This window comes from Paenibacillus sp. FSL H3-0310 (genome assembly GCF_038002785.1).
GTDB classification, from domain to species: domain Bacteria; phylum Bacillota; class Bacilli; order Paenibacillales; family Paenibacillaceae; genus Paenibacillus_AQ; species Paenibacillus_AQ odorifer.
The window spans coordinates 364,836-381,427 of sequence record NZ_JBBODC010000001.1 but is presented as its reverse complement, the minus strand read 5'-3'; the positions used below and the strand labels follow the sequence as shown (position 1 = coordinate 381,427).

Genomic DNA, 16,592 nt, shown 5'->3' with positions numbered 1-16,592 from the left:
TCCTCCCGTATAAATAACCCGCCCTGGATTGAAAAGGACGGGTTCATAATTCGCAAGCTTGAGCAGGTTACCCGCTCTATGATTTGGTGACAGCGTTAAGCAATTGGTGATAAGCCGGCTTAGGATTATGCCGCTCATCGAATAGAAATGGCCAATTTTTCCGTCCCCGAACAGGGAAGCCGTCCAGCCATGTATAGTCATCCGCTGCTCCCCAGAAAGTGACTGAGCTAATCACGTCGCGGTATTCTTTCAACAGAGCAAACATCGCTTCATACCGCTCTGCCTGCAGCTCGAGCAGTTCGGCAGGTGCAACCTTTAAATCCATTCGTTTGTCATCGAAACGGAACATGGACACATCCAGCTCTGTCAATTGGAGCTGAAGCCCTAAAGATGCATACTTCTCAATAGCAGCACGTATTTCATCTAAGTCCGGATCGTATAGATTCCAGTGCGCTTGCAATCCGACGCCATGGATCGGTACTTCCTGTTCCAGCAGCGACTTCACCGTTTTATAGATTTTGTCGCGCTTAAGGGGATTAGACTCGTTATAGTCGTTGTAGAATAATAAAGCCTTTGGATCGGCTTCATGAGCGAATTCAAACGCTTTGCCGATAAACTCCGGTCCTACAATATCCAGCCACTTTGACTGGCGAAGAAGTTCTTCTCCTTCATCTGCAATAACTTCATTTACAACATCCCAAGCATAGATATCTTCCTTGTAACGCCCAACCACGGTCTGAATATGTGATTTGAGCCGTGCAAGCAATGTCTCTTTGCTTACACGTCCGCCCATCTTATCCTCAAACAACCAGTCCGTAGTCTGATTATGCCAGACTAAAGTATGCCCACGCATAGCCATATGATGTTTTCGGGCGAACGCAACCAACTGATCTGCTAGTTTAAAGTTATAAATGTCTTCAAGCGGATGCAGACTTTCAAACTTCATCTCATTCTCAGCGGTAATGCTATTGAAATGATAGGCGAGCAAATGCTCCTGTGATTGTATCGTCAACGGGTTAACGGCTGCGCCAATTTTGAAATCCTCAGCAAATATTGTTTTTAGTGCAGGTTCTGTGTAATCACTAGCTTGTCTCAACAAGTTCCCTCCTGACAAACGCATTTATATCAGTATTCGAATAATTAAGACTGATAATCGAACCAATCGAAGTAGGCAGGCACCTCAGCCACCTTGCCATGACCTGTTGCATATAATCCAATAAGAACACCCGTAAATCCATTTCCTTTTACAGCTTGAGGGGATAATGGATACGCTGCTGCTGTTGATAGCTTATTCCACTCCTGCCCATCCAAAGAATAAAGGAAGCTGTATTCGGTAAGCTCAGCCTTAACTTTCAAATAAATTCGCTCGGCAGTAGTTGGAACCTCTGCCACTGTACGGGTTATTCCATCCATAGTCACATGAGCTGTAATCACTTTTTGCCCCTTTTTTTGAACAAGTCCAATTTCATAATGAGCATTCTCATCTAATCTGGCGCAAAGTCCAGCTTCCACATCAGCAATAGATGAAGGCATTTCAAGCAGCGTGCTCCATTCTGCCGAAGTATGCTGCTGTCTTCTGCCTACAAAAGCCACTTGGCCTACTTCACTGAGACCTGCAGATTGTCCTCGAAGAGATAACCATCCCTGTCTTTCGTTTAAGGACCAGCTTCCCTCAGCCGGATTCCGCAGAAAGGCTAATCCCAGCGGCAATACTTGATCATCAAAATCATATCTTCCACTAGTCTCAGGTTTTGGCGATTGACCAGGTACACGTGAAACCTTCATTTCCAGTCCAACTGTGTCTTCATTATTATCGATCATCGGCCATCCGTCTTCAGTCCAGCTTACGGGAGCAAGGAAAGTCTCTCTTCCAAGCACAGTAAATTTTGCATCTACTAGTCTTACCCCAAGGAATACGGCCCACCAATCCCCGTTACGATCCTCAATCAAATCGGCATGCCCTAAATACTGAATGGGATTGTCAGTACCGCTGTGCGTCAATATTGGATACGGCAATCCTTCAAACGGTCCATATGGAGAGGAGCTGCGGCCAATGATCTCCCGATGTTCCTTAGCCGTTCCTCCTGAAGCCGTCATGATATAATACATTCCATTTATTTTGTACAAATGGGGTCCTTCCGTCCAAGGTCCGCCATCCCCAGTCCAGATAACAACAGGTTCTGTTAACGCTGCTCCCGTAGCAATATCTATCTCATATTGGATGGCATGGGAGTCATAATCTGCCCCCTGCTGGGTGGTTACATATACCTTTCCATCCTCATCAAACATTAGGGAAGGATCAATTCCTCCATAAGGAATACTAATCGGATCTGACCACGGACCCGCAGGATCCGTAGCCGTAACATAGAAATTTCCTTTCCCGTGTACTTCGGTCGTTATCATGTAAAACGTTCCTTCATGATACCGGATCGTTGGGGCAAATATCCCCCCAGAGCTCTTGCTTTTACGAGTATCCAGCTGACTTACACGATTGAGCACATGACCTATTTGTGTCCAGTGAATCAAATCCTGACTATGAAAAATAGGTACGCCAGGGAAATACTCAAAGGAGCTGCAAACTAAATAGTAGTCATCCCCTGCCCGAGTGATACTTGGATCCGGATAGAAGCCTGGAAGTATCGGATTCGTGTATGTGATTGAAGATGGGGTCATAATTTAACAGACAACCTTCCTATTACTTAATAGTGATTGCAAGCTCCTTATTCCTTCACGCTTCCTACATTTAGACCGACCACAAAATATTTCTGCATGAATGGATAAACTAGCAAAATTGGAACCGAAGCAACGATCGTAACGGCTGCCCGTATGGAGATTGGTGTAACCATGGCATGTACCGACTCCTGAGTCATCCCTGTCCCATTATTTACACTAGGGTTACTGTTCGAGTTCATAGTAGAGGATAGCAGCTTCATTAATTCATATTGCAATGTACTCAAGTTCTGGCGGGAAGAGGTGTAGATAAACGCATCAAACCATTGGTTCCACGCACCTACTGCAACAAAAAGGGCGATGGTAGCAAGAACAGGTTTACACAAAGGGAAGACTACTTTCATGAAGATCTTGAATTCCCCGGCACCGTCGATTCTTGCAGATTCCATAAGACTCTCATGTAAGGTACCAATATAAGTACGGATAACGATCATATTAAATGCACTTACCATGGACGGGATTACATATACCCAGAACGAATTGAGCAAATGAAGATCCTTCATAAGGAAATAGTTTGGAATCAGACCCGCACTAAAATACATGGTAAGGACGAATATAAAGGTAATATGTTTGCGGAAAACATATTCTTTCCGGCTTAATGTATACGCAAGCATCGTAGTTAAAAATAGATTCAGGATCGTAGATATCACTGTTCGTGCTACCGAAATCCAAAAAGCATTATAAATTGTACCTGAGGCAAAAACCGCTTTGTAGTTCTGTATGGTCCACTCTCTAGGCCATAAATAAATGCCGCCGCGGATGGTATCATTCCCCGCATTAAAGGAGACTGCTATAGTATTCAGGAATGGATACAAGGTAACAATAACTAGACAAACCATAAATATAGTATTGAAGGTGCTGAACACTACGGGTTCGAACCTCAGATTTTTCATCCGGTTTCCAGCATTACTTTTTGGAGATTTTTGAGGAATCAATTGAGTTTTTTCCATGATTATAACAGCCTCTCTTCCCCTAGCCGCTTCGCAGTCCAGTTAGCTAATAGCAGCAACGTTACACTTACGACTGTTTTGAAAATACCACCCGCGGTAGCTAAGGAATAATTCCCTTGCGCTATACCATATTTCAATACAAATATATCAATCGTTTCCGACCAATCTACGACAAGCCCGTTTCCTAACAAGTACTGAACCTCAAATCCAGCTTCCAGTACATGTCCTACGGACATTATTAACAGGATTACAATGGTTGCTTTCATGCCCGGCAAAGTTACATGACGCATTTTCTTATACCGGTTTGCTCCATCAATCTCAGCAGCTTCATATAAAGCCGGATCAATAGAGGCGATAGCCGCCAAGTAGATGATAGTACTCCATCCGACTTCTTTCCAGACGTGTGAAGCACCTACAATACCCCAGAAATACTTCCCTTCACTCAACCAAAGGATCGGTGAATCAATGAGATGCAATTTCATGAGCACGATGTTGATAATCCCGTCATTAACCGAAAGAGAAGTAGCTACAATGCCTGTTACAATAATCCAAGAGAGGAAGTGAGGCAAGTAGGATATGGTCTGAACGGTTCTTTTCCAAAATACATTTTTGATCTCATTAAGCAGCAATGCCAGTATTATCGCAGTCACAAATCCTAGAACTAGATTAATTAGGCCCATGGCCAACGTATTGCGCAGTACTCTCAAAAAGCTATCGTCCGTAAAAAGAAACTTGAAGTGTTTTAAACCCACCCATGTTTGTTCACTAAATGCTCTAGCTGGTTTATAATCTTGGAAAGCCATCGTCCATCCCCAGATGGGAACATAAGCAAATAGTATAATATAAAGCATTAATGGAACCGACATCCAAATCAGCTGTTTCTGATTCTTAATCAAGGTCATAGTAATCGGTTGCTTCTTTTTTCTTTTAGGATGCCGGTTAACTTTTTTCCCCGTTAATATCTCATCCATATATGTTTTCTCCCCACATCATCCATATATTTCAGAAAGTGGTTGGCCTAATAAGCCACCACTTTCTGATTTTTAAGCAAGCTCTAACTATTTAACACTCCAAGTATCAAATCTCCATTTAAGCTGTTCATTGATTTTGTCTTCATAGGCTTTGACATTCGCTTTACCAATTTCTCCAACAAAGTCATTCCAAACCTTATCGAATTCTGATGGACTGGCCAAGATTGCTTTTGGCAGGTACTTGGTTCGCAATTCATTCAGCTTCGTTTCGGCAATTTTGGCATCTGAGCCTTCAACAAGATCTATGGACCAAGCTGGATAAGCTACTGGGTTCGGCTCAGGCTCGCTGAAGAAATCCACATAACTGTTGAAGCCATAAGCATCAAGGATTTCCTTGTCATACGGCTTGAGTGCAGCCCGGTATTCTTCTGGTTGAGCCGCAGCATCTGTTGAGTTTCCATCCTCAAAGAATCCTTGCAATTTCGGAGCTGTAGCATACCAAGCATCTGCTTTGTTGCTGAGCTTCCATGTAGCATCAACTGCGTTCTTCCGTTGTTCTTCATTTCTTATAAAGCGGCCATTTTCCACTTGATAATCTTCACCTTCGATACCCCAAGTGAAGATTTTTTGCCAATCTTCTTGAATCAATGTATCCATTAGTTTAATAATTCTTTCAGGATTTTTGGCATTGATACTGATCCCGAAGCCATTATTCAAGTTCAGCGCTGGGCGATCCAGATAATAATCTTTAGTGCTGGTATCAAACACAAGTGGAAGTCCTACATAAGTTCTTTCATCTTTACCTTGTGTCCGGAGTGAATCTTCTGCTGAACCAAAGTTCCAGTGCTGATCAAACATTCCCAGAACGGCTCCACTGGACAGTTTTGCCAAATATTGATCGTAGTTTTGCACAAATGTTTCTTGGTCGATAACGCCCAATTGGTTCATTTCATTAAGCTTTTGATAGTATTGCTTAGCATAGTCTTTATCTGCGAAGATTTCTGCAACGTTATCATTAACAACCACTCCGCCATCATTCGGGTGCCCGATCAGATGCTGAGGAGCGTTAAACAATCCCCAGTTTCTCCAGTCGTTGTTAAGAATTTCGAATCCGATGGTTGGCGTTCCATCGATAGTTGGATTTTTTTCTTTATATTTCACAATGAGGTCAAAATACTCGTCCAAGGTCTTCACCTTTGGATAACCAGCATCTTTCAGGATGTCCTTCTGAATCCAGAAAGCAGGACCTGCATAATAGGTTGTATTCACTTTACCGTTATACGCACCATAATTCGGAAGCGTATAAATATGTCCATCATTCGGGTCTTTCATCATGTTCCAGTAATCTGCGTAATGCGCTTTCAAGTTTGGAGCATATTGTTCAATCAAATCTTCAAGCGGGATAAAAGCTTCCGCTCCTGTCAGCTTAGTATTGGCAGTCATCAAATCCGGATAATCCTGACCGGCAATCATTACGCCTAGCTTCTGGTTAAGATCCCCAGCTAAGAATTCGAAATTGAAGGATGCGCCTGTTTTTTCTTTAATCATTTTGTAAATTTTATTATCTGGTGTTGGTTGCTGGCCTGCTTCTCCAAGAAAGATACTAATTTCAAAAGGTTCAATCTTATCAGAATCTGTTCCTGCAGCAGTTGAAGTGGCTGTTTCTGCTGGTTTGTCTTCCCCTTTAGCCGTCGTATTGTTGCTGTTATTTCCTCCGCACCCTGCTAAGGTAAAGCTTAGGGATAACACAGCAATCAGACTAAGTTTCCATTTGGATATTAACTTGCCCCCCATAAAGCACCTCCATATATTTGTTGGTGTAACAATGTTGTAAGCCCTTACAAGTTAAATTATAGAGGTGATAATCTTCTGAAAATACGCCAGAATTAAAGATGTACCCCCAAAAAGTTTAGGTATTAGTGTTTTTAAATTCGTTAGGGCTCATATGCAGTTTTTTTTCAAATTGCTTGAGGAACTGACTATAATTGCCATAGCCCACTTTTTCAGCGATTTCACTATTTTTTAATTTATTTTGTTGAAGTAAATGTACTGCCTCTTTTATTCGGAGGTTATGCAGCTGTTCATTGAAATTAATACCGTTCTTCTTGATCAATAATTGACCCAGATATACCGGGTGCAGGAAAAAAACCTCTGATAGTCTCTTAATGGTAAGACATTCGCGAAAATGCTCTTCAATATAATTGTTAATCTCCTGAACAATCCCCTGTGATTTTAGGTTTTGTTCCTTAAGAAGGATATCGATACTGGCCTCGCCGCAGAATAGCAAATTACGCATTAAGTCCGTCAAGGTGATCATTGAGTCTAACATCGCGGGGATTCTAATTTGATTAGATAAGGAGGACTCATGAACTTCACTGGCTTCCGAGGTAAACTCAATAATCTTATACATCATATGAATAACAATTTTCTTCACAACCTCTGGAGCGATGCGCTGTTCCCGGAAACTGCGGGCTGCCGAGTTCACAGCTTGGCTAAAGCCTGCGGAGTCCAGGGTGTTAATCGGTCTTATCAAGTCATCCATCAGTTGAATTTGATCATAATGATAACTAAAGGGACTATCCTTAATCTCCTGATAAGTCAGGATCTCTACATTTTCAGAATAATAAAAATAATACATTAATGCTTCTTTCGCCATTCGGAAACTGTTCCCGATCTGAAGCAAGGAGCCTACACCAGCACCTGTTGCAATATATAAAGCTTGTTTGGGGTGTTCATTCAGCAAAGGAGTTGCAATCTGATCGATCACAGCTCCCTCAGTGGACAATGAATTGTATCCATATACGATTCCAAAACAATGACTCTCCAGATCCATCAGAAACATCGAATCTTTATCGGTTAGGAGGGCTGAGGCTTGCTCTCTGATCTCCGTATATAAAACCGGCTCTGTCTGTATCAAACAAATATTCCAAACGCTTTTACCTTTCGATAGTCGGTTAAGTACCTCCTGATTCGACTGCTCAGCTTTCTCATGCAGCATTCCTTTCAGGAGAGAAACAGCCTCCTCCGCGGAGGCTATTTGATTTAAACTGCGCTTCTGAGCTTCCTGCTCCAGCTCCTGATATATCTCCAGCAATTCTTCTGCCGCCTCTTCCGGAAACACTGGCTTCATCAGATAATGATTAATTCCATAGTGTATAGCTGTCTTGGCATATTCAAACTCACTATAACCACTTAGTATGGCAAATTTGATCTCCTTAATCTCAGCTTGTTGCCAAGCTGCGACCATCTCCAACCCATTCATTAGCGGCATATTAACATCCGTAATTACAAGATCTGGCTCTAGCTGTTTCATTAGCTCCAGCCCCTCTTTGCCATTGCTGGAGGTTCCGCATACCTCAAAGCCAAGCTCCTGCCAATCAATCCACAGCTGCATCGCTTCAAGCGCACTAGGCTCATCATCGATCAATAATACTTTGTATTTCATTGGGGGTCCCTCACTTTCTAGCTATTCTTCCGTTCCAGGAGTTTTAGTGGAATGTCAAAAGTGACAATGGTCCCTTCATCCGGAACGCTGCTGATATCAAAACGGACCTGATCTTCATAGTACAATTCTAATCGGCGGTACACGTTGCGGATTCCGATATTCGTTCCCGAAGACGCTTCATTTTGAACATTACCTAATAATTCTTGCAGCTTCTCTGGCTCTATCCCTTTACCGTTATCAGAGACGGTAACTTTTAATCGTCCCTCCTCCACTAACGTCTTCACTTTTATCACACCTAGTCCCTCTATGGCCTGTAGACCATGTTTGCAGGAATTCTCAACGAGCGGCTGCATGCTTAGCTTGGGAATCTTATATTGAAGCGACTGCTCATCGATCTCAAATTGATAGTCGAATTTATCCCTGAACCGGAATTTTTCAATTTTCAAATACATCTCGATGAAAGTCATTTCTTCTTCCAAGGTAACGAGATCCTCTTTCCAGCTCAGCAGCCGTCTAAGTAATTTCGATAAACTCTTAATGATATCCGTAACATCCGAGTAATTATTTTTAGTACAGACCACCAAAATGGCATTTAACGTATTAAACAGAAAATGCGGATTCATCTGGCTTTGCAGGAAATTCAGTTCAGCTCTTACTCTTTCCATCTCCAGATTATTTTTTTGAATCTCCAGTTTATATACATCATTGATCAAGGAATTAATGGTAGTGGTCATCCTGTTAAAATTACGGATCAAGCCCCCGATCTCATCCTGACCTTCATCAATCCGAATCAGCTCAAATTTCTCATTGGATACTTTCTGCATATGTCTGGACAACCGTTTCACCCGATAATTATAGGATCTTAACATCACATATAAAAAAGCGGTTGTGATTAGCGTGACAATAGACGCCAGAATCCCTGCATAAATCCGAATCTCCATTATCGCTTGGGCAATACGCTCACCTTGTGTAATTCCTATTATCCGCCAGCCTTTTATATAACTAGCTCCGCCGACGGGTACAATATGCACATCCTCCTTGCGCTCATCATCCTGCAGCTTGAACACGGGATAAGGTTCCGTGGTGCCTCTTTGATACCCGCTTTGGGCAGACATAATAATCTCGTCCTGCTCGTTAACCAGATAAAGACTCAAGTAATCTTTTTCTCTGATAATCACGTCATATATTTTACTGAGATCCAAATCAATTCTAAGCAGCTTTTCAAATTTATTGTATGAGCTGTAAGCGTCCATTCGCTCAATAACACTCAAATAAGGCGCTGTAGAAATCACACTAGAGATGTCACTCATATGATAAGCGGCAAGAAACAGATGTTTATTCGCAGCCTTCGACTGCTTATACCATTCACTATTCATAACCTTTTCATTGATGACCTGATAGTTGCTGCCAGAAACAATGGAATCATTGTTCGTGAATACAGTAATCCGTTCAATCTGATTGTTCACCGGCATATAGCTATTCATGCGGCCTCTTAGCTGTTCATCAAAAGTGTCATAGAATTCAATAGAGTTCCCATACGTCCGCTCAAGCAATTCATACAGGTTCTTATCAGCAGAAAGCGTATAGCTGACAGCTACCCCACCTTCAATGAAGTCATGAATATCCTTTCGGGCTCTTTCTAAGGATATCTCTAGATTCTGCTGCTCTCTCGATTTGATCAGATCGGAAATCCGATCCAAAAAAACAAGGTTAATAATAATGATAGGGAGAAGAACACCTATGATATAAATAAGGGAAAATTTATAATTTAAGGGAATATCATTCACTACTTTTCTAAATCTGAATTTTTTTCTCTCCATATGAAACACCTTGCTTCCCCTAGAGCTGTTGGTTCTTATTCTCATTTTTATACACGGATGGTACTACCCCTACAAGCAGCTTAAACTTATCTATAAAATAATCAGTGTTAGAGAATCCCACCTGCACCGCTATATCCGATATCTTTAACTGTGTTCGCTTCAGCAGACTTTTTGCCTCTTCAATCCGTTTGGCATTTAGGTATTCACTAAAACCCTGACCCGTTTGCTTTCTGAACAGTTGTCCCAAATAGGTAGAATTAATATGAAATTGTTGTGCCAAATCCTGAAGCTTTAATTTATTCCGAAATTCCCGATCCACATACTGAATAACCTTGTAAATCGTATTTTGTTCATTCTGCTGCTCTAGTTCAGACAGATAGACGGCAGCCCGTTCACACAGACTTTGTACATAACGGCTTAATATAAAATAATCACTAAGCTCACCTAGATTTCCGTATTCTTGCTGAAGCTTAATCATAATCGTATCCGGGTCTCCATTCATTTGAGCTATAATTCTACAGATCGTAAGCTCTAAATGGGCCACTTTTGCTTTTACAACTTCAAGGGTCAACAGATTCTCAACGAAAGCAGTGAACGCTTCTTTTACACAAGGCTGGATCTGTTCCGTATCATTCGTTTGGACCTTATGCAGCAGCTGTCTGAAATGGTCCTCATGAGGTTCTTCCTTTTTCAGGTTCCTAAGCTCACTATAATAAAAGACCCCTCTTTTCTGCTGATGCGTTTTTCGTTTCCATACCTCAAGTGCCTGCCTATAAATCTCTCGAATCGAGCTCACCCCGACCATTCTGCTGCTAAGTGCTAAAAAGACCAGCTCCTGTGATTGTTCAGTGAGATCTGAATGCATCTGGTTGACGATAGTCTCCAGGCTCTCATTGCCGATAGAAGCAGACTGAAGAATGATCCCCGCTCTTCCCGATCCGTCTTGAAAGAAGCAGAAGTGTTCCTCGGAAAAATAATCACTTATCTGCGGTTGGAATGGATTCATAGAGGAGGCCGGTTCGATAAGAATACACATTAACTCTGCATCCGCTTGAAGCTTCAAGGTGTTTCGGGTTAGAAGCTCTAAATTTTCGTTATACTCCCCTTGGATCAGGCGGTTGATGATATTATTTACGATAAAAAATTGCTTTTTATCAAACTCCTCATTGGAAGCGATTTCATTTTGGATTATTGGAGTGATCCTGCTTAATAAAGCCTCTATTTCTTCATCATCAATGGGTTTTAATAAATATTCATTTACCCGCTGGCGCAATGCCGTACGTGCATACTTGAAGTCATCATATCCAGACAGAATCACAAATTTAGGAGGTTTCTCCATGACCTCATTCAACTTTGTAATAAGCTCAAGTCCGTTAATTACAGGCATATTAATATCCGTAAGAACCAGTTCCGGTTTATTCTCCTGGATAAGCCTCATCGCATCCGTGCCGTTTTGAGCTTCACCACAAACTTCATAACCGAATTTTTCCCAGTCGATCATCGTCCTTAGCCCCTCAAGAACCCAGGGTTCATCGTCCACGATCAGAACCTTAAGCATGATGTTCGCTCCAATCTTATTAAGATAAGCCCGCGCTTTACACCAAAATATATAGATCATGCTATCATACTTGGATAATGATGTGAATTCATAAATTTTCCTTCTTTTGTTTAAAACAGTACTTTTTTTACTTGAAAAAACGCACAAAAAACGACGTATCCTATATTTCAGATACACCTTTACAAGGACCCATCATTCCATTATCATGGTTTACATTGAGTAAAGAATTACATAGTGTAAACCATATTGGAGGGCAAAGATATGAGCAGCTTATCTAAGTCTGCTAGATTTCCACTTTTCATTCTGATGTTGAATCTATTTATCGCTTTATTAGGGCAAGGTATGGTTATTCCCATTCTACCTGAGTATCTGAAGCTGTTTAATGCGTCAGGAGCTGCTGCCGGATATCTTATTGCAGCTTTTGGAGCAGCACAGTTTATTTTTTCACCTATAGGGGGACAGCTTTCGGATAAATGGGGAAGAAAATCAATGATCATTTCCGGAATGTTTTTAACCGTGCTTTCAGATCTGATATTTGCTGTCTCTACGACATTACCCCTACTCTATATCGCAAGATTTATTGGGGGTATAGGTATCGGAATCATGGTTCCTTCCAATATGGCCTACGTCGCTGATATCACCACCCATGAAACCCGCGCTAAAGGTATGGGGTACTTGGGGGCTTCCATGAATTTGGGTATGGTACTTGGTCCAGGGTTAGGCGGCATTATCGCTGGGTTTGGCATACGGATGCCTTATTTTTTTGCGGGTGGACTTGGGCTTATCGCTACGATACTTTGTTTTTATATGCCAGAGACACTCCCAAAGGAAAAACGGAAATCCGTTAACAAATGGGCCCCTCGGGAAGCCATTCGTAATCAAATCGTAAATTCATTCCGGACGTCCTATTTCCGCTATCTGCTGCTCATTCTGATTATGACATTTGGTTTGATGAATTATGAAACGGTGTACGCCCTTTTTGTGGAACAAAAATACGGTTTTGATGCAACGAAAATCTCAATCATTATTACGGTGGGTGCTATTATAGGCATTATTGTGCAGATCTGGCTGCTTGATCATCTGATTAAGAGACTTGGCGAGATAAAGCTTATACGTATATCATTGGTGATGACCGCTATAACCTTATTGTTGATGATATTCAAGATCAATTTAGGTTATTTATTAGTTGTATCCGGTTTATTTTTTGCTTTTAATGCTTTTTTACGACCCACAGTAAGTACATTGATTGCCAACTCAGCTGGTGATCGGCAAGGATATGCTGCCGGATTAAATACAACGTATACCAGCATAGGAAACATACTTGGACCCATTTTAGCGGGATTGATGTTTGACAAACACATGGATATCCCCTATATTTTTGGGGCAATTATCCTGGCATCTGCCTTTTTCATCACCTTACAAAAACCAAAAAAAGAACAAGAAAGGAGTGTAACCCATCACTAAGAACTGGCACCAGAATTTAAAAAACAGAAACCGGGAAGAATTGATTGCTGCGGCGAAGGATCTTTTTATGAAGCAAAGCTTTCTCAAAGTTAATATTAAGGATGTCTGCGACGTGGCTGGTGTAAGCCGGGTTACCTTTTATAAGCATTTCCAGTCCATGAACGAACTGATTTTTGAGGTCCAGATGGAAATTCTGGAGAGCATGACGCAATTTGTTAGAAGCGCACCTTCTTCAATTGAAATGAATGGTAAGCAAATGCTTGCTTCGATGCTTAATGCTTGGATTGATTATGCCCGGCAACACCCAGGTTACATCAAATTCATTCTTCTATTCGATTTGCATTTTGAAGCCTATGATTACAGTAAAGAACTCAAAGAAAATTACAGAAATTTTGTGATGCGGGGTAAAGAACGACATTTCTTAATGGATGCTCTAGAGGCCGGAGTTAAAGATGGATCATTAAAATTTGATACAGAACCCTTATCCACTGCTCATTTCATCTTCACGTCTATGATGGGTTTATTGCAGAAAATGAGCCTGATTTCCAAAGACGATTTCAACAACGAACTTCAGGATATTCAAATTGCTAACCGATTTGTGGACATGTTAGTTCAGTATTTAAGTACAGAAAGTGATGAATCTCCTGCCTTGAAGTAAGGGGACCCATCACTTTCTCCGTAATAGAGAGAAGTAGTTAAATGAAATTATTCTCCTTTAAGGAGCGGTTAGACTCATGTTTGATTAACCATTCTTTTCTGGCAAGCCCGCCTCCATAGCCCCCCAATTCACCATTGCTATTTATCACTCGATGACATGGAACCAAGATTGAGAGTTGATTGGTGCCATTCGCCCTTGCTACAGCGCGGCAAGCAGAAGGATTGTTGATTTTCTCTGCAAGCTCCTTATAAGAAGCTGTCTGTCCCAGAGGTATTTTCCGGAGTTCATTCCACACCTTTTGCTGAAAGTCTGAGCCCAGATAACGAACCGGCGTTGTAAATTCCGTAAGTTCACCGGTGAAATACAGCTTCAATTCCTCCTCAATTTGGTGAAGGACGGCTACCTTTTCAGGTAATATAGTTGCATTTAAGCGAGTGCGTAATCTCTTGATTTCATTTTCAAGTCCCTTGCGATCCACAAATTCCAGCAGTAAAAGACTCTCTTCATCGGAGATGGCCAGCATAGAACCCAATATCGTTTCTATCCAAGTACAGTACAGCACTTTAATCTGCTTGGAATGATTCGGGACAGTCCCCATCGTTCGTGAAAAAGCATCCCTAAACCCATTGCTCGAATCGTACCCGCTTTCCAGTTGTGCGTTAATGATTGAATCCCCATTCCTAATATGTTTGATTGCCAGTCCTAAACGTCTAGAACGTGCATATTCGATAAAGGTCATTCCAAATTGTTTCTTAAATTGGCGGCGTGCCGTGTTTGCACTAATAGACAGCTCATCAAAATCTTTATCTGTCCATTTTCGTTCCGGATTGCTCTCAATAGCTTCTACTAGCAGCTTTACTTCAGGAGACATTTTTGTTGGATTGGATAGCGGCTGACACCTTTTACAAGGTCTATATGAAGCTAATAAGGCTTCCTTGGCTGTAGCAAAAAACTCACAATTTTCTTTTAATGGCTTTTTAGCGGGACAAGTTGGCCTACACATGATGCCCGTTGTTTTCACTCCTACAAAAAATACGCCCTCATAATTCGAGTTTTTCTCGACCAGCATCTTATAATATTTATCGATATCCTGCTCATTAGTTATCATAGTGTGGTTAGCTCATTTCTAAATAAAGTCCTGAGGCATCAAGCATTTGCCGGGCATTTTCTTGGAGGTTATGTTGTGCCTGAAAGAAACTACGCGGTCCATAGCTAATCCGTTTCACGCCAATATTTTGCAATTCATGATTTGAAAGCATACTGTCCATAACCATGATATTCACAGGCAGTGGCGATTTTTCAACAAATTGTTCAATCAAGCTTGGATCAGCGAGCCCCGGTATAAAAATCCCATCCGCTCCAGCGTCTGCATAAGCATAGGTACGTTGTATAGCTTGATTGACTAGATCCATCGAATGTTCCTTAGCCTTGAAAAAGATATCCGTTCTAGCGTTAATAAACACCCGCTTTTGCAGTTCGGAGGCTACTTGTTGTATGGTTTTGATCCTCCGGCTTTGTTCGCTGGTCTCCCATAGTTCATTGTTTGGATGATTTACGATCTGATCTTCAAAATTGATACCACAGATGTCTAATTGAAATAACTGCTCCATGTTATGCGCTAAAATATCCTCATCTATAGCATATCCACCTTCGATGTCTACGGTCAATGGAACCGCTACCCGTTCGGCAATCTTTGAAATCATCCAAAGCATAAGCTCAAATGTAAGCTGTTCACCGTCCGAATATCCCCACGCTTCCGCCATGGAATAGCTGCTGGTTGCTACCGCCTTTGATCCAGCTTGCTCTATTGCTTTAGCCGAGGCTACATCCCAGCAGTTGTACAGGATCAGTGGATTTTTTTGATCATGCAGCGTTTTAAAATAGTCATAGTTTTTAGTGTTCATAAGTGGTCATCTCCATTTAGTTAAGAATAGAACCACTATATAATAGACATCCATTATCGATACCAGAAAAATTAACACCAATCTTTTTTTTCCACAAAAAAAAAACACCGATAGATAATCTAATCCTCGCAGGATCAGATCATACCATCGATGCCAGTTTGCCGATTAAAGTTCTACCTTACGGAGTGATTGTTTTGGTGATGGTTTGGATGACTTTTTCCCTGTCCCCATCGGTAGGATTTGTGGAGCTGCGATCCCGATCAGAACTACGATAATCCCGATCCAGCGAAGTAATGATACCTCTTCTTGCAGAACTAACACGGAGGCTACTACAGCTGCCGGTAACTCCGCTGCCCCTAAAATCGCGCCTAGACCTGAACCCAGCTTCGGAACCCCGATCGAAAAGAACAGAACTGGAATTACGATGCCCAACAAACCTAGAGGTAGGCCGTATTTCCAAAGCCCATCGGTAATCGCACCGTCATATAAAAACGAAGGCGAAAAAACAGTCATAATAATAACCATTGCACTAGTGGTCATATACAAGCTTTTATTAACGGCAGGCACCTGCGTAGCTACTCTTCCACTCACAAAAATATAGAAAGCAAACGACACGGCTGACATTAAGCCAAAAATTACACCAGTGGTCGTAATTCCACCTATACTCGGCTCAAGGATGCCCCCCGCTAATACTGTACCAATTAGAAGGATAACCATCGAAATCACTTTTTCCCGACTAGGAAGTTTTCGATCTACAACCGCCTCCAGAATTACACCGATCCAAGTAAATTGGAATAACAGTACAATCGCAATCGAAGCAGGTAATTGTTCAACGGCGAAGCCATAAAATATGCCAGTTAAACTGATGGTGATCCCAGCGGCTAATAATTTCCCGCCTGTTTTTAACCCTAATTTCTTTCGAGAAAATAATAAGACCAGCAAGAGCAGCATACACCATCCAAAAAAGTATTGTGATCCTACCAATTGTTTCATTCTAAAGCCATCGTTCATTCCAAGCTTGACGATCGTAGAGAGTGAGCCATAACTACAAGCGCCTAAAAAAACTAGTAAAGCATATTTGAATAACTTCAT

At 41.6% G+C, this 16,592-nt stretch carries 13 protein-coding genes; 2 read left to right on the top strand and 11 right to left on the bottom strand.

Going from position 1 to position 16,592, the window contains the following annotated elements; genetic code table 11:
* Positions 1–76 precede the first annotated feature (76 nt).
* From MHH63_RS01875 to MHH63_RS01840, 8 genes are all read right to left on the bottom strand, one after another.
* On the bottom strand, positions 77–1,096 hold the full coding sequence (locus tag MHH63_RS01875; protein WP_341171158.1) for an endo-1,4-beta-xylanase: 1,020 nt from the start codon (positions 1,094–1,096) through the stop codon (positions 77–79).
* Between the two features lie 44 nt (positions 1,097–1,140).
* A complete protein-coding gene (locus tag MHH63_RS01870) occupies positions 1,141–2,673 on the bottom strand; it encodes a glycoside hydrolase family 43 protein (RefSeq protein WP_340976957.1) in 1,533 nt (510 codons plus the stop codon).
* A gap of 47 nt (positions 2,674–2,720) precedes the next feature.
* Positions 2,721–3,623, bottom strand: a complete 903-nt coding sequence (locus MHH63_RS01865) for a carbohydrate ABC transporter permease (RefSeq protein WP_139329891.1) — start codon at positions 3,621–3,623, stop codon at positions 2,721–2,723.
* Between the two features lie 59 nt (positions 3,624–3,682).
* A complete protein-coding gene (locus MHH63_RS01860) occupies positions 3,683–4,651 on the bottom strand; it encodes an ABC transporter permease (RefSeq protein WP_076130468.1) in 969 nt (322 codons plus the stop codon).
* An 87-nt stretch (positions 4,652–4,738) separates the two neighbouring features.
* Complete coding sequence (locus MHH63_RS01855; RefSeq protein WP_339281412.1) at positions 4,739–6,445, bottom strand: sugar ABC transporter substrate-binding protein; 1,707 nt, start codon at positions 6,443–6,445, stop codon at positions 4,739–4,741.
* Positions 6,446–6,560: 115 nt separating this feature from the next.
* Positions 6,561–8,096 carry a response regulator transcription factor gene (locus tag MHH63_RS01850; protein ID WP_076194120.1) on the bottom strand — a complete coding sequence of 512 codons (1,536 nt, stop codon included), beginning with the start codon at positions 8,094–8,096 and terminating at the stop codon, positions 6,561–6,563.
* Positions 8,097–8,113: 17 nt separating this feature from the next.
* The gene (locus tag MHH63_RS01845) at positions 8,114–9,916 is read right to left on the bottom strand and encodes a sensor histidine kinase (protein ID WP_076184836.1); all 1,803 of its coding nucleotides are present in this window, start codon (positions 9,914–9,916) and stop codon (positions 8,114–8,116) included.
* Positions 9,917–9,935: 19 nt separating this feature from the next.
* Entirely contained in the window at positions 9,936–11,474 is a 1,539-nt protein-coding gene (locus MHH63_RS01840) for a response regulator (RefSeq protein WP_076194119.1), read from the bottom strand.
* Positions 11,475–11,735: 261 nt separating this feature from the next.
* Here MHH63_RS01840 and MHH63_RS01835 point away from each other — a divergent pair, with 261 nt between their 5' ends.
* Together MHH63_RS01835 and MHH63_RS01830 are read left to right on the top strand one after the other, a co-directional pair.
* The gene (locus MHH63_RS01835; protein WP_339244927.1) at positions 11,736–12,938 is read left to right on the top strand and encodes an MFS transporter; all 1,203 of its coding nucleotides are present in this window, start codon (positions 11,736–11,738) and stop codon (positions 12,936–12,938) included.
* Positions 12,931–13,596, top strand: a complete 666-nt coding sequence (locus MHH63_RS01830; RefSeq protein ID WP_445321763.1) for a TetR/AcrR family transcriptional regulator — start codon at positions 12,931–12,933, stop codon at positions 13,594–13,596. The genes MHH63_RS01835 and MHH63_RS01830 overlap by 8 nt, the downstream gene beginning before the upstream one ends.
* Before the next feature lie 37 nt (positions 13,597–13,633).
* On the opposite strand, the gene MHH63_RS01825 is transcribed toward MHH63_RS01830, so the two are convergent.
* From MHH63_RS01825 to MHH63_RS01815, 3 genes are all read right to left on the bottom strand, one after another.
* Entirely contained in the window at positions 13,634–14,704 is a 1,071-nt protein-coding gene (locus MHH63_RS01825; RefSeq protein ID WP_341171157.1) for a bifunctional transcriptional activator/DNA repair enzyme AdaA, read from the bottom strand.
* 7 nt (positions 14,705–14,711) lie between these two features.
* The gene (locus tag MHH63_RS01820; protein ID WP_341171156.1) at positions 14,712–15,500 is read right to left on the bottom strand and encodes an isocitrate lyase/PEP mutase family protein; all 789 of its coding nucleotides are present in this window, start codon (positions 15,498–15,500) and stop codon (positions 14,712–14,714) included.
* A gap of 165 nt (positions 15,501–15,665) precedes the next feature.
* On the bottom strand, positions 15,666–16,592 hold the full coding sequence (locus MHH63_RS01815; RefSeq protein ID WP_076130480.1) for an EamA family transporter: 927 nt from the start codon (positions 16,590–16,592) through the stop codon (positions 15,666–15,668).

Bases quoted from the DNA above. Each gene is read 5' to 3' on its own strand.
- MHH63_RS01840 (WP_076194119.1), bottom strand. From the start codon at position 11,474: ATGCTTAAGGTTCTGATCGTGGACGATGAACCCTGGGTTCTTGAGGGG.
- MHH63_RS01860 (WP_076130468.1), bottom strand. From the start codon at position 4,651: ATGGATGAGATATTAACGGGGAAAAAAGTTAACCGGCATCCTAAAAGA.
- MHH63_RS01835 (WP_339244927.1), top strand. From the start codon at position 11,736: ATGAGCAGCTTATCTAAGTCTGCTAGATTTCCACTTTTCATTCTGATG.
- MHH63_RS01855 (WP_339281412.1), bottom strand. From the start codon at position 6,445: ATGGGGGGCAAGTTAATATCCAAATGGAAACTTAGTCTGATTGCTGTG.
- MHH63_RS01820 (WP_341171156.1), bottom strand. From the start codon at position 15,500: ATGAACACTAAAAACTATGACTATTTTAAAACGCTGCATGATCAAAAA.
- MHH63_RS01870 (WP_340976957.1), bottom strand. From the start codon at position 2,673: ATGACCCCATCTTCAATCACATACACGAATCCGATACTTCCAGGCTTC.
- MHH63_RS01815 (WP_076130480.1), bottom strand. From the start codon at position 16,592: ATGAAGTTATTCAAATATGCTTTACTAGTTTTTTTAGGCGCTTGTAGT.
- MHH63_RS01825 (WP_341171157.1), bottom strand. From the start codon at position 14,704: ATGATAACTAATGAGCAGGATATCGATAAATATTATAAGATGCTGGTC.
- MHH63_RS01845 (WP_076184836.1), bottom strand. From the start codon at position 9,916: ATGGAGAGAAAAAAATTCAGATTTAGAAAAGTAGTGAATGATATTCCC.
- MHH63_RS01865 (WP_139329891.1), bottom strand. From the start codon at position 3,623: ATGAAAAATCTGAGGTTCGAACCCGTAGTGTTCAGCACCTTCAATACT.
- MHH63_RS01850 (WP_076194120.1), bottom strand. From the start codon at position 8,096: ATGAAATACAAAGTATTATTGATCGATGATGAGCCTAGTGCGCTTGAA.